At 66.5% G+C, this 12,630-nt stretch carries 13 protein-coding genes; 9 read left to right on the forward strand and 4 right to left on the reverse strand.

The window, feature by feature from the left end; genetic code table 11:
- Window position 1 precedes the first annotated feature (1 nt).
- Window positions 2-1,486 (reverse strand): PAS domain S-box protein, encoded by a 1,485-nt coding sequence (locus AC2IPW_RS21860; RefSeq protein ID WP_289381554.1) that lies wholly within the window; start codon window positions 1,484-1,486, stop codon window positions 2-4.
- A 154-nt stretch (window positions 1,487-1,640) separates the two neighbouring features.
- Between AC2IPW_RS21860 and AC2IPW_RS21865 the strand changes: the two genes are divergently transcribed.
- The 7 genes from AC2IPW_RS21865 to AC2IPW_RS21895 all read left to right on the forward strand — a co-directional run bounded on the left by AC2IPW_RS21865 (window position 1,641) and on the right by AC2IPW_RS21895 (window position 7,351).
- The gene (locus tag AC2IPW_RS21865) at window positions 1,641-2,825 is read left to right on the forward strand and encodes an acyl-CoA dehydrogenase family protein (protein ID WP_003934819.1); all 1,185 of its coding nucleotides are present in this window, start codon (window positions 1,641-1,643) and stop codon (window positions 2,823-2,825) included.
- A 52-nt stretch (window positions 2,826-2,877) separates the two neighbouring features.
- A complete protein-coding gene (locus tag AC2IPW_RS21870; protein ID WP_003934820.1) occupies window positions 2,878-3,240 on the forward strand; it encodes a hypothetical protein in 363 nt (120 codons plus the stop codon).
- Window positions 3,241-3,243: 3 nt separating this feature from the next.
- Window positions 3,244-3,783, forward strand: a complete 540-nt coding sequence (locus tag AC2IPW_RS21875) for a nuclear transport factor 2 family protein (protein WP_486375670.1) — start codon at window positions 3,244-3,246, stop codon at window positions 3,781-3,783.
- Between the two features lies 1 nt (window position 3,784).
- Window positions 3,785-5,065: an aromatic ring-hydroxylating oxygenase subunit alpha gene (locus tag AC2IPW_RS21880; protein WP_371382091.1), complete on the forward strand. Its 1,281-nt coding sequence runs from the start codon at window positions 3,785-3,787 to the stop codon at window positions 5,063-5,065.
- Window positions 5,058-5,561, forward strand: a complete 504-nt coding sequence (locus tag AC2IPW_RS21885) for an aromatic-ring-hydroxylating dioxygenase subunit beta (RefSeq protein ID WP_486375671.1) — start codon at window positions 5,058-5,060, stop codon at window positions 5,559-5,561. Before AC2IPW_RS21880 ends, AC2IPW_RS21885 begins: the two co-directional genes overlap by 8 nt.
- 9 nt (window positions 5,562-5,570) lie before the next feature.
- On the forward strand, window positions 5,571-6,329 hold the full coding sequence (locus AC2IPW_RS21890; RefSeq protein ID WP_486375672.1) for an SDR family NAD(P)-dependent oxidoreductase: 759 nt from the start codon (window positions 5,571-5,573) through the stop codon (window positions 6,327-6,329).
- Window positions 6,330-6,400: 71 nt separating this feature from the next.
- The gene (locus tag AC2IPW_RS21895) at window positions 6,401-7,351 is read left to right on the forward strand and encodes a PDR/VanB family oxidoreductase (RefSeq protein ID WP_486375673.1); all 951 of its coding nucleotides are present in this window, start codon (window positions 6,401-6,403) and stop codon (window positions 7,349-7,351) included.
- Here the strand turns inward: AC2IPW_RS21895 and AC2IPW_RS21900 are convergent.
- The 3 genes from AC2IPW_RS21900 to AC2IPW_RS21910 all read right to left on the reverse strand — a co-directional run bounded on the left by AC2IPW_RS21900 (window position 7,345) and on the right by AC2IPW_RS21910 (window position 9,775).
- A complete protein-coding gene (locus AC2IPW_RS21900) occupies window positions 7,345-7,995 on the reverse strand; it encodes a response regulator transcription factor (protein ID WP_486375674.1) in 651 nt (216 codons plus the stop codon). The genes AC2IPW_RS21895 and AC2IPW_RS21900 overlap by 7 nt on opposite strands.
- Window positions 7,996-8,083: 88 nt before the next feature.
- The gene (locus AC2IPW_RS21905) at window positions 8,084-8,380 is read right to left on the reverse strand and encodes a hypothetical protein (RefSeq protein WP_010593636.1); all 297 of its coding nucleotides are present in this window, start codon (window positions 8,378-8,380) and stop codon (window positions 8,084-8,086) included.
- Between the two features lie 99 nt (window positions 8,381-8,479).
- Complete coding sequence (locus AC2IPW_RS21910; RefSeq protein WP_486375675.1) at window positions 8,480-9,775, reverse strand: amidase; 1,296 nt, start codon at window positions 9,773-9,775, stop codon at window positions 8,480-8,482.
- Window positions 9,776-9,940: 165 nt separating this feature from the next.
- Between AC2IPW_RS21910 and AC2IPW_RS21915 the strand changes: the two genes are divergently transcribed.
- Together AC2IPW_RS21915 and AC2IPW_RS21920 are read left to right on the forward strand one after the other, a co-directional pair.
- The gene (locus tag AC2IPW_RS21915; protein ID WP_486375676.1) at window positions 9,941-11,371 is read left to right on the forward strand and encodes an MFS transporter; all 1,431 of its coding nucleotides are present in this window, start codon (window positions 9,941-9,943) and stop codon (window positions 11,369-11,371) included.
- 58 nt (window positions 11,372-11,429) lie between these two features.
- A complete protein-coding gene (locus AC2IPW_RS21920; RefSeq protein WP_289379326.1) occupies window positions 11,430-12,617 on the forward strand; it encodes a flavin reductase family protein in 1,188 nt (395 codons plus the stop codon).
- The last annotated feature ends 13 nt before the right edge of the window (window positions 12,618-12,630 follow it).

Raw genomic sequence — 12,630 nt, forward strand, 5'->3', positions numbered from 1 at the left:
GTCAATCCTCTCCGGATTCGGAGATGGGCAGGCACATCCGGACCTCGGTGCCGTGCGGGTCGTTCGGCAGATAGCGGATGCTGCCCCCGTGGCGCTCGACGATGTGCTCCGAGATGATCAGACCGATTCCGGAACTGTCCTGTTTGGCGGAGAACGCCCCGGACGCCAGCCGATTTCCCGAGGCATCGTCGTCCATGCCCCGTCCCTGGTCGAAGACCGAGACACAGGCCCACTCCCCCCTTCGAGCCGTCCGGACGGTCAGCTCCTTGACGGCGGTCGAGGGCAACACGATCTCGTCGATCGCGTTGAAGCAGAGGTTGATGACCACCTGCCCGATGAGCACGCTCTCGCCTTCGACCGGCAACGGCGAACGAGACCTGTCGAGCGAGATGTGCACCCCCCGCTCGGCTGCCCGCAGACGTACGAAGTACAGGCTCTCGTCGACCGTCTCGTTGAGGTCGATGGCTGTCTTGGTGCTCTCGATCCGCCGCACGTAGCGTTTCACGGAGGACACGATCTCCGCCGCCCGGCGGAGCTGCTTCGCTATCCTGTCCAACCCGTAGCGCAGGGCCTCGGGGTCGAGAGATCGGTCGGAGATCCGTGCCTCGAGACCGCTCAGGTAATTCGTCGAGGCCGCGAGGGGCTGCCCGAGTTCGTGAGCGAGGATCATGGCCATGTCCCCCATCGCGTTGTACCGGCTGAGGTACTGGAGATTGGCCTCCTGATACGCGTGACGGCGTTCCCACTCCACCCGATCCGTGACGTCACGGATGGTCAGCACCCGGGACGTCATCCCGTCGTGCACCACGGCCTCGAGGAAGCCGGACAGCCAGGTGGTGCTCCCGTCGCTCTTCTCGATCTCCTGCATGATGCCCACCGGTCCTGCCGCCGCGTCCAGTTTGGCCACGACGGGCTCGGCGGTCAGCCGGGGCTCGCACCGGCCCAGATCCTCCAGATACACCCCGGACAGTTCGTCCGGGGTTCTGCCGAACAGCTGGGCCGCGAGCGGCGAGATGTCTTCGATGCAGTTCGTCTCGTCGAGCACCACGATGCCCGCCGACGTGTGCGTCATGATCCGCTGCAGAGACTGCGATACCCAGCTGAGTTCCTCCTGCAGCTCCACTTCTTCCGCGATGTTGCGGAACTCGACCATCACGACCTGCCCGTCCTGGAACGTCAGGCGTGAGGCGACCGCATCGGCGAGGAAGTCCTGACCGTCCTTGGTCCGGTACTTCCACTGTCTGCGGCTCGAACCACGTACGACGGCGTCCTGGAGCCACGCCACCCCGACCGAGCGCCGGTACTGGCGCTCCTGGCTGCTCATGTGGTGAGCCTTCAGCGGTCGCAGTTCCTCGAGCGTGAAACCGAACATCCGGCACGCAGCGGGGTTGGCCCAAAGGATGTTCTTCGACGCCGCCTCGTGGATGAGGATCCCCGTCTCCGTCTTCTCCACCATTTCCTGGAAGTCGCGGCCTGTCGGGAACATCGATCCTCACTTCCGGGTGCCGTGACGGTTCATTGTCGCCCCATGATCGGCGGATCGACCATAGGGGATTGCTTTATGACCGGCGGAGTAAATCCCGATACCGCCTCGTCCGAACCTTTCCTAGCGTTCTCCTCAGCGCGACACGACGAGGTGGATGGAGACGACGATGGCGATCCGGAGCACGATGAATCCAGTGCAGGCCGCGACAGCGGGTCCCGCGCGGGAGAAGGCCTTCGAGGACGCTCTCGCCGTGTTGCGGGACCGGCGCGACGAGTTCAACCGGCAACGATTCGTACCGAAGGACTTCGTCGCGCTCCTCAAGCGCGCCGGGCTCTACCGCGCGTCGACCCCCGCACAGTTCGGTGGCGAACCGATGGCCCCCGCCTCCTTCATGAAGCAGGTCGAGCGGATCTCCGCGGTGGATCCGGCGACCGGCTGGGTGGCAAGCTTCGGGTCCTCACTCGTGTACTTCGCGGCCCTGCCGGTCGAGACCCAGCAGAAGATCTACGCCGACGGCCCGGACGTCGCCTATGCGGGTGGGTTGTTCCCCATGCAGAAGGCCGAGAAGGTGGACGGCGGCTACGTGTGCAGCGGCCTCTGGCAGTTCGCCAGCGGATGCCTGGGCGCCGACATCCTCGGCATCGGCCTCGCCGGCGGTCCGGAAACGAACGGCAAGCCGCTGACCGCGCTCGTCGACCCCGCCGACGTGGAGATCGTGGAGAACTGGGACGTCGCCGGGATGAAGGCGACCGGATCGCACGCCGTGAAGGCCGACAGGCTCTTCGTCCCCGAGGAGATGACGTTCGTCCGCGGCGGCGCTCCCCGGATCGACGAGCCGCTCACCCGGTATCCGTCGCTCGCCTACGCGGCCCAGGTGCTTGCGGTGGTGACTCTCGGTGCCGCACGGGGAGCTCTGGACTACGCCCACGAGGTCGGAGCGGTGCGATCCAGCATCACCGGCGGTGACAGCAAGGGAAATCGTCCCGCGTACAAGACCGGGCTGGCCCGCGCCGAGGCCGATCTCCGCTCCGCTCGGGCCTTCTTCTACGAGATCACCGACGAGGTGTGGAACCTGGCGGTCCGCGGCGACGAGATCACCGGCGAACACACGGCCCTGCTCCGCCTGGGGGCGACCCAGGCTGCCCACGTCGGCCGCAACGTCGTGCTCGCCGCGTTCGACCTGGCCGGCACCGGGGCGATCTACGAGAGCCACCCGCTGCAGCGCTACCTGCGGGACGCGCTCGTCCCGGCCCAGCACGCCATGCTCCAGACCAACACCTTCGAGGCGGCCGGAGCCGTCCTCCTGGGCCTCGAACCCGGCATTCCCAGCTTCCCCTGACCGGGACACGACCTTCGAGACCGGTTCCCGCCTTCCCAGCGAAAGGACGCCCATGACCGCCGAACCGTTGCGCACCCTGTTCTGCATCGGCAACAACCAGAACTTCTTCGATCTGCCGAAGGCCGAGATCGGCCCGGTGTGGGTCGGCATCTCCACCATGCTCTCCACTCTCGCGAACATGGACGGAGTCCAGGTCATCGGCACGTTCGACGACGACGCCCACATGGTCGGCCCGTCCGACGGCTGGCCCTGGACCTGCTACGTCCTGGCCGACGTGAAGGACCAGGAAACAGTCCGGGCCGCGTGCAACTTGTTGCGGACGACGATGATCGGCGAGTACGCCCTCTGGAAGTACTTCAAGATCGAGGCCCGCATGGGCCGGGAACTGACGATCCGCGCCGACGTCGCGGTCTGACCCGTGACCGGCACCGAGCAGCGCCTCGAGATCGTCGAGGCGAAGGACGCCGTCCGTGACTGCATCGCTCGCTACCTGGACCTGTGCGATGTGCCCGGACCACTGCAGAGCCCCGAGCAGCTCGGTGTCCTGTTCACCGACGACGCGACCTGGGAAGGATTGGGTCCGGAGTACGCCGACAAGTTCGGGATCGCCCGTGGGCGACACGAAGTCGTGGCTCTCGTGTCCCGGTACCTGCCGCCGGCCGACCACTTCCTCCGCAACGTGCACCTCCTCGGCAGCGAGCAGATCCGTCTCGACGGCAACCGTGCGAGCGGGCAGTGGATCATGCAGCAGTTGTCGCTCCGTTCGACGGGAACGGCCGAACTTCTCTGCGCCCGGCTCACGATCGACTTCGAGCTCGACCGGGCACCCGGAGGTGCGACGGCCCGCATGAGCCGATTCTGCACCCGGCGGATGTTCGCCGCGCCGCTGCCGACCGACGCGATGGCCCACCTGATCCAGGGCGACCGCCCGAGCTTTCACTTCACGAACGAAGGATGACATGACGACGACAGAAGAACCCACCGCACGCACCTACGCGGACCTCGTCGAGAAGGACCGGGTCGCGGGCCGGCTGTACACCGACCCGGACATCTTCCAGGAGGAGATGAAGAGGATCTTCTACAAGACCTGGGTGTGGGTGGCACACGAGAGTGAGATCCCGGAGGCGGGTTCGTTCAAGACCACCCAGGTCGGCGATCAGCCGGTCATCGTGACCCGGGATCGCAAGGGCAACTTCAACACCCTGCTGAACCGGTGCCGGCATCGCGGTGCGACGGTGTGCGATCAGCGCAGTGGCAAAGCCAACGGCTTCACGTGCCCGTACCACAACTGGTCCTACGCGCTCGACGGACGACTCCGCGGCATTCCCTACCCGGACGGATACGAGGGCGTCGTCGACAAGAGGGACTTCCCGCTCCAGACCCTGCGTACCGAGAGCTACCTGGGAATGATCTGGGCAACGTTCGATCAGGACATCGAGCCCCTCGAGGACTTCCTCGGGGACGCCAAGATCTGGATGGAGCGCTTCTTCAAGCAGAGCAACGGTTTTCCGACCAAGGTGATCGGAGTTCACAAGTTTCGATTCAAGGGGAACTGGAAGATCCAGCTCGAGAACACCACGGACGGCTACCACTTCCCGATGGTGCACAAGTCCTGGATGGCCTCGGTCGATGCCGAGACGGCGGACATGATGTCGTTCATGGACGACCCCACGGCCGAGACCCACGCCCTCGGCAACGGGCACAGCGTCGCGATCATGGCCGCAGCCCACGCGGATCTCGACGTCGACGACGGCACCGAGGAGATCCAGCCTCGCTTCCAGCACCTGGTCGACGAGCTCGCCGCAGCGGGCGAAAGTCCCGAACGGATCCGGCGCTACATGCGATCCATGCACGGTTGCGGTTTCAATCTCAACACTTTCCCGAACGTCGCGATGTCGTCGTCGTTCTTCCGTGTCCTCATCCCCCTCTCCGTCGACGAGACCGAGATCTGGCACATGGCACTGGGAATGGATGGTGGGCCCGAGAGCATCAACCGCGAGCGGCTGAGGATCCACGAGCACTTCCAGGGCCCGTTCGGTTTCGGTAGCCCCGACGACGCCGAGGGGTGGATCCGGGTGCAGATCGGCGCCGGTGGCAATCCGAACATGCCGATCCTCGTCAACCGCGGCGAGGGACGCGAGTACACGACCGAAGAAGGCTGGCCCACCTCACATGTCACCGACGAGACGGGCATGCGGGAGGCCTACGCGATGTGGAAGAAGATGATGAGCAATGACTGAGACCCTGGCGATGTCGCCCCTGACGGACTCCCGCACCCTCCGCGCCATCGAGCTCGTCTGGAGGGAAGCACAGGTCCTCGATGCCAAGGACTATCGGACCTGGGAGCAGATGTACACGGACGAGGCTCTCTACGTGATTCCCATCGATCCGCACACCGAAGACTTCGCCGCGGGCCTGAACATGGTCTACGACGACAAGCGCATGCGGCACCTGCGCGTCGAGCGGATGATGCAGGGCTATTCGCCGTCTGCGGTGGCCGCGGCCCGGACCGTACGCATCGTCTCCCGGTTCACCGTGGAGGAGGTCACCGACACGTCGGTCACCCTCCGGTCGGCCCAGATCCTCAATGCCTTCAAGCGCAACGAGTTCACGACCGTCGGCGCCGAACTGACCCATCGGATCGCTCTCGGGGAGGACAGGGACGCAATCGCTCTCAAGGTCGTGCGGCTCATCGACAGCGAGGACGCGGTCAGCGCCTCGGGTTACCTGCTCTAGGGGGCCGATGTGATCTCTCAGTCCACCGGACCCGGCATCGCCGTCGTCACCGGCGCAGCCGGAGGTATGGGTGCGGCGATTGCCCGGAAGCTCCACAGCGACGGTAGACGGGTTCTGCTCACCGACATCGACACGGCCGGTGCCGAAGCCCTCGCAGCGGAGCTGTCCCGCGACGGGTCCACCGCCCGTGGCCTCGAGCTCGACGTCAGCCGCAAGGACGGGTTCGAGGTAGCTCTGGCGACCTGCCGGCAGATCTGGGGCACCCCCACGATCGTCGTCAACAACGCCGCCGTCACGCAGGCAGCGGATCTGATGAACCTGGCGGAGGCGGACTTCACGAGCGTCCTCACGACGAACGTGAACAGCATCTTCTTCGGTTGCCAGGTGTTCGGTGCGGCAATGGCGGACCGGGGCTTCGGACGGATCGTCAACATGGCGTCGCTCGCCGGCCAGAACGGCGGGACGGCAACCGGGGGCCACTACGCGGCGTCGAAGGGAGCGATCCTGACCACCACCAAGGTCTTCGCGCGCGAACTGGCCGGCCGGGGAGTGACCGTCAACGCGATCTCTCCCGGCCCGCACGACCTTCCGGTCGTGCGCGCGACGGTGCCTCCCGACAGGCTCGAAGGCATCGTCGCCGGTATCCCTGTGGGACGCTTGGGGAATCCGTCGTTCGTTGCCGACATGGTCGGGCTGCTCACCTCGGACGACGCCTACTTCGTCACCGGCGCCTGCTGGGACGTCAACGGCGGACTGTATCTCCGCTGACCGGATTCCTCCCATCCTGGAGGGTCCGGTCGGCGCTTTCCGTCCGGAGAAATTCACGAGGAGAAACGGCCATGGCACTCATCGACGTCACCGTCGCCGAGATCGTTCAGGAATCACCCACCGTCAGATCGTTCACGCTGACGAAGACCGACGGATCCCCACTGGGCACGTATCGGCCTGGTGCGCACATCGACGTCGTCGGACCCACGTCGATCACCCGTCAGTACTCGCTCTTCAGTACACCCGATGCGCAGGATTCGTTCGCCTTCGCGGTCAAGCGTGAGCAGAACTCCCGCGGCGGTTCGGCTGCTCTGCACGAGCTGCAGGTGGGCGACGCTCTCCGGATCAGCCCTCCACGGAACCTGCTGAGCATCGCGACGGACGCCACGCACCACGTCCTGGTCGCGGCCGGCATCGGCATCACACCGATGCTGAGCATGGCACGCTACATGGACGTCCACGGCATCAGCTTCGAACTGCACTACTTCGCTCGCAGCGAGGCGGAAGCCGCCTTCCTTCCGCTGCTGCGCGAGCGCTGTCCCGACAAGCTCCACGCCCATCTCGGGGTGGGCCGAGACGAGCAGGACGAGATCCTCGGGAGCATCTTTGCGGGAGCGGACCCCGGAACCCATGTGTACACGTGCGGACCCGAGGGGTTCATGACCAAGGTCGTTGCGCTCGCGAGCCGGCACGTCCCGGCCGGGTCGATCCACCTCGAGAACTTCCACGCGACCGAACAGCCGGACGCGTCCGAGAACTCCCCGTTCGAGGTGGAACTGGAAGGCGAGACCTACCGGGTCCCGGCCGACCGGAGCATCGTCGAGGTGCTGCAGGAGAACGGCTGCGACGTGGACACATCCTGCCAGGAGGGTATCTGCGGTACCTGCATCATGCAGGTGGTCGCAGGGACTCCGGTCCACCGGGACAACGTTCTCACGCAGGCCGAGAAGGAGTCCGGCGAGCTCATGGCGGTCTGCGTCTCGCGGGCCGCGGGCGAGCGTCTGGTGCTGGACTACTACTGATCCTCGACCGGCACGTCCACCCCGTACCGGAGCACGTCCCGTACGAGGGTGCTGATGCTGTCGGCGTCGGTCTTGCTCTTGATGCGGGCACGATGGACGTCGACGGTCTTCACGCTCATGCCGAGCTTGCGGGCGATGTTCTGGCTGGGCAGACCTTCGACCACGAGCGCCAGGATCTGGCGCTCACGCGGGGTGAGGGACGCGACCTTGCTCCGCACCGATTCTCGCAGTACGTGATCGGTGAAGCGGAGACGAGCCTTCTCCACCCCGGCCTGCACGGCGTCCAGCAGTCGTTGCGGATCGTAGGGCTTCTCCAGGAAGTCCAGGGCGCCCGCCTTCAGGGTGGAGACGGACATCCGGATGTCACCGTGGGCGGAGACGAAGATGATCGCGGCGTGCGGCGCGAACTCGTTGAGCTTCTCCTGCAACCGCGTCCCACTCATGCGGGGCATGCGCACATCGAGGACGATGCAGGCCGGCCGGCTGCCGTCGTAGGCGTTCAGGAACTGCTCACCGCTGTAGCAGATCACCGGTCTGATCCCGATGCTCTCCAGCAACCAGTCGACGGATTCGCATACTTCGAAGTCGTCGTCGACCACGTACACCGTCGTCTCGGCTCGGAGGTCTTCCGCACTCTCCGCCATGGCTCGTCACCACCTCCGAATTCGGGAGCCAGGGCTTGTCCCCGACTCCCGACATTGTCCCCGCCCTGGCCGGGCGGGAACCATCGGCTCACGCAACGTCCGCCGGAGCGTCGTCCCAGCAGGCGTCGGCGGTCCAGTAGTCCATTCCCGCGGCGCTCACCCGGTGCTGCCACTCCGTGGTCCGGCGCAGGAGTGGTTCCTCCCTGCGGACCGACTCGTCGGCCGCCTCCGGTCCGTCGGCCTCCACTGTCCAGTGGACCCAGTTGACCTCACGGCCGTACTCGTCGTGGACGAACAGATCGACGTGGTGCCAACCGCGGTCGAAGGTGTCCTCGTAGCAGGTGAGGAACATCCTGTGATGGTTGGTCGGGCGGGGTTCGAGCATGAGCGGTCCTTTCTACCGAGCGAGCAGATTCACCGAGCCGAGCGAGCAGATTCACCGAGCCGAGCGAGCAGATTCACCGAGCCGAGCGAGCTCGCCGGCTCAGACGGCAATCTCCGGCAGTTCGCGAAGGAGCACTTCGAGCTTCTCGCCCACGTCGAGCAGCCGGTCCTCGTGTCCCGGTAGCCCGACGATCTGAAGACCCAATGGCAGTCCCGAGGACGTGCGTGCGCCCGGCACGACCACGACCGGCAATCCGAGCAGCTGCCACGGTCGGCTGAGTATCGGGGACCCGGTTGCGGACAGACCGAAGGGGGCCGGTCCCAGCGCTGCCGGGCCGACGATGATCGGAGCGGAGACGAGAATCGCGTCCAGCAGTTCCCGGGAGCGGTCCCGACGGGTCAGGGCCGCGGCATACTCGGTTCCGGCGATCCTGCGACCGTTCTCCAGCAGATCCCGGATCGGCGCGCTCAGTGCACCCGCGTGTTCGTCGAATTCGTGGGCCCGAGCCCGCGCGGCTTCGTACGACATGACGGTGACGTGGTCCTCGGACAAGGTCTGGACATGATCGTCCCAGTCGAGAGGTTCGGCCTTCACCCCGATCTCCTCCAGCAGGGCGGGCACATGTGCCAGCAACGCAGACATGGGGGGCTCCACGGGGTGGAGGGCACCGGCGTTCCAGACCAGGCCCCGAGTCACCGGCTCCGACGCCGGAACCTCCGAGCGCTCGTGACCGAATGCGTTGTGCACGAAGCGAAGATCGGCTACGGACCGGGTGAGCAGGCCCAGGGAGTCCAGGGACTCGCTCAGACCGGTGATGCCGGACATGTCCGTGGTGCCGTGCGCGAGAACCATGCCGGCGACCCCGCAGTACGAGGCCGGCCGGGTCAGCGAGCCGGCCGTCTGGGTGCCGAGCGCAAGGGGCACGGTCCCCGCTGCGACGGCCGCAGCAGAGCCACTGGAGGATCCGCCGGGGGTGTGTTCGAGGGCGTGCGGGTTACGGGTGGGGCCGGGAGTGAAGTAGCCGAACTCCGTCGTCACGGTCTTGCCCTGGACGATCGCACCGAGGGAACGCAGACGGGTCACGCAGGCAGCATCGGTGCCGACCGCATTCGGAGAGGTCACTGTGGAACCGGCGCGCGTCGGCATCCCGGCGACGTCGATGAGGTCCTTGACCCCGACGGACACCCCGGCCAACGGTGCCGAGCCGGGGCCCCGGTCGACGGCACGGGCCTGTTCCGCAGTCATCGGCGACAGGCACACCCAGGCACCGAGTTCCGGTTCCCGCAGTTCGATCGCTCGTCTGACCTGTGTGGCGAGGTCCTCGGCGGTCAGCGATCCGGTTCGGACAGCCCCGACCTGCTCACCCAGGGACAGGTCCGACGCGCGCGTGCTCATAGTCCTCCTCCGGTCTCGACTCCTTCATTCTGGGTGAACACGGCGGGAGCCGACAGTAAAGGTTTCCCTCCTACCGCAGTAGGGACGCGTGGAAATAGCTTCTGAACCACTGTCGACTCGCCGACGGATCGAGCATCCGCGGCTCGCTAGGAAAGGTGGCTGCTCATGGCTTCGACCGTGGCGCCCGATGTCTCCGCCTCCCCGGAATCCGGGGAGAAGAGGATCGACTTCCACAGGATGAACCGCAAGGCGTGGATAGTGACGGCTCTGCTCGTCCTCTTCCAGATCGTGGCCTTCGCCGACAAGGCCGTGCTCGGCCTGGTGGCCTCCGAGGCCATGCCCGATCTCGGAATCTCCGCCGTGGAGTTCGGATTCATCGGCAGCGCGTTCTTCTTCCTCTACGCAGTGGTCTCCGTGATCACGGGTTTCCTGGCTGCCAGATTCTCGGTCAAGTGGATCATCCTGACGATGGGCGTCGTCTGGGCGGTCATGCAGTTCCCGATGCTCCTCGGTGGCGGTGCCGCGGTGCTGTTGGTGACCCGCATCGTCCTCGGCGGCGCCGAAGGCCCGGCTACGGCGATGTCCCTGACGTCGGCCCATTCGTGGTTCGAGCCGCGTCGTCGCGCACTGCCGTCCAATCTGGTTGCCGCCGGCTCGACGCTGGGGCCGGTCATCGCCGCGCCTGCCCTCGCCTGGGTCATCGTCGCCTGGGGTTGGCGCTGGGCCTTCGGCGTCCTCGGCATCGTCGGATTCGTGTGGGTCGTCGCCTGGCTCCTGATCGCCGCCGACGGACCGTTCGCCGGGCACGGCAAGCACACTCCGGCGGACGACTGTACCGGCGACCGGAAGTCGGCGCAGGGCAGCGGGGAGGTCGCCACGGCCGAGGTGGACGAGCAGAAGCCGGTCGTCGTATGGCGCGCCCTGCTCAGCATGACCTTCCTCGCCGCGGTGATCGGAGGGGCCTCCAACTTCTGGGTCCAGGGTTTCGTCACGACCTGGTTGCCTCAGTACCTCGGCACCGTGGTCGGCCTGTCACTTCCTCAGGTCGGCACAGTCACCACCATTCCCTGGATCCTCGGTGCCGCCGTGCTGCTGCTGCTCGGTTTCCTCGGCCACCGGTTGATGAAGCACGGCCACAACGCGCATCGCGCGATCGCTGTCCCGTTCGGTATCGCAGCCCTGGTGGCCGGAACCTGCTTCATCCTGGTCCAGACGACCTCCGGTGTGCCGGCCGTCGCCCTGCTGTGCCTCGCAGCCGGCTGCAGCCTCGCGTACCCGATGACCGCCTCCGCGATCGCCTACGCGGTCGGTGCCAAGCAGCGGCCGATCCTCATGGCCACGCTCGGCGGCGTGGCCTCGATCGGTGCCATCGTCTCCCCGACGCTCGTGGGCTGGCTGATGGCCCGCGCCGGTTACGTGTCGCCCGCCGCCGGCAGCAAGCTGACTCCCGAGATGGCGACGAACATGGCGACCGGTGTGCACCAGGCATTCACCATCACCGGCATCATCCTTCTCGTGGGCGGCGTGCTCTGCATCCTGTTCCTCCGGCCCGAGAGCCTCGGACGGAAACTGCAGTCCGAGTACGTCAAGCATTGAACCCGGCATCTCGGATGCATGCCGGAACCATCCCGTCCCCGAGATCAGGAGGACCGCAATGACAGATATCGCGACCCCGGTCGACCGAGGGCTCTTCCGGGAGGTGATGGGGCACTACCCGACCGGTGTGGCCGTCGTGACCGGCCGCGCGGACGACGGTGAACTGCTGGCCCTGGTGGTCGGGACCTTCGGGTCGGTGTCTCTCGATCCGCCCCTCGTCTCGTTCATGCCGATGAAGACGTCGAAGACGTTCGCCAAGCTGCGGGAGTGCGCGTCGCTGTGCATCAACATCGTCGGCGGTGAGCAGGAGGAACTGGTCTCCGCCCTCGCCCGCCGCTGGGAGAACAAGTTCGACGGAATCGACTGGTTCCCGTCCCCGTCGGGGGATCCGGTGCTGGCGGACTCGGTGGCCTGGATCGACACCCGCATCACCGACACGGTGGAGGCAGGGGACCACTGGATCGTCCTGTGCGCCGTGGCGGACATGGCCGTCACCAACCCGGTGGCCCCGCTGATCTTCTTCCAGGGCGGTTACGGGAGCTTCGTCGGAACCTCGTTGCTGGCTCGGCTGGAGCACCGGCTGCTGTCGGAGATCCAGGAGGCGGACTGCGCCCGGACGGCCGTCGAGGACCTCGCGCACGACATCGGCTGCGAGGTCACGGTCTACACCGCGGTGGGTCGGGACGAGATGGCAACGGTACTCTCGGCGTCGGCTCCCGGAATCGATCCGGAGAACGGCCTGGCGCAGCGAGTTCCGATAGTGCCCCCGATCGGTGACTCGCTCGTGTTCGATCTCCCGCCGGAAGATCAGGAGCGGTGGCTCGCCAAGGCCCGCAGCGTCGAGGAGCCCGGGAGGCAGCTCTACCGGGACCGTCTCGACTTCGTCCGCGCACACGGGTTCCTGCTGTCGTTCCTTCCTCGGGAAGGCGGAGCCGCATACGAAGGGATGCGCGACGCCACCCACCGTTATGCGAACGGGAGACTGACCCCGGCGCAGGAGCGGAACATCCGGGAGCGCGTGGTCGAATCGGCGGTCGACTACACCTTGCGCGACCTCGAGGAAGAGGAAACCTACGACATCGGTTCCGTCGTACTGCCGGTTCGCGACCGAGCGGGCGGCTACACGCGCACGCTGCGTTTGGGGCAGCTTCCCCGCCGAGTTTCCGGGACGCGGGTACGCGAGTGGATCGCCCGGGCCCAGGAGATTGTCGACATCCTCGAACGCGGGGCCGGTTCCGACCGGTAACCTGTTCCCGCAG

It is taken from the genome of Rhodococcus sp. NS-SX18 (assembly GCF_057367935.1).

Bases quoted from the DNA above. Each gene is read 5' to 3' on its own strand.
- AC2IPW_RS21860 (WP_289381554.1), bottom strand. From the start codon at position 1,486: ATGTTCCCGACAGGCCGCGACTTCCAGGAAATGGTGGAGAAGACGGAG.
- AC2IPW_RS21870 (WP_003934820.1), top strand. From the start codon at position 2,878: ATGACCGCCGAACCGTTGCGCACCCTGTTCTGCATCGGCAACAACCAG.
- AC2IPW_RS21905 (WP_010593636.1), bottom strand. From the start codon at position 8,380: ATGCTCGAACCCCGCCCGACCAACCATCACAGGATGTTCCTCACCTGC.
- AC2IPW_RS21895 (WP_486375673.1), top strand. From the start codon at position 6,401: ATGGCACTCATCGACGTCACCGTCGCCGAGATCGTTCAGGAATCACCC.
- AC2IPW_RS21920 (WP_289379326.1), top strand. From the start codon at position 11,430: ATGACAGATATCGCGACCCCGGTCGACCGAGGGCTCTTCCGGGAGGTG.
- AC2IPW_RS21915 (WP_486375676.1), top strand. From the start codon at position 9,941: ATGGCTTCGACCGTGGCGCCCGATGTCTCCGCCTCCCCGGAATCCGGG.
- AC2IPW_RS21865 (WP_003934819.1), top strand. From the start codon at position 1,641: ATGGAGACGACGATGGCGATCCGGAGCACGATGAATCCAGTGCAGGCC.
- AC2IPW_RS21880 (WP_371382091.1), top strand. From the start codon at position 3,785: ATGACGACGACAGAAGAACCCACCGCACGCACCTACGCGGACCTCGTC.
- AC2IPW_RS21885 (WP_486375671.1), top strand. From the start codon at position 5,058: ATGACTGAGACCCTGGCGATGTCGCCCCTGACGGACTCCCGCACCCTC.
- AC2IPW_RS21900 (WP_486375674.1), bottom strand. From the start codon at position 7,995: ATGGCGGAGAGTGCGGAAGACCTCCGAGCCGAGACGACGGTGTACGTG.
- AC2IPW_RS21910 (WP_486375675.1), bottom strand. From the start codon at position 9,775: ATGAGCACGCGCGCGTCGGACCTGTCCCTGGGTGAGCAGGTCGGGGCT.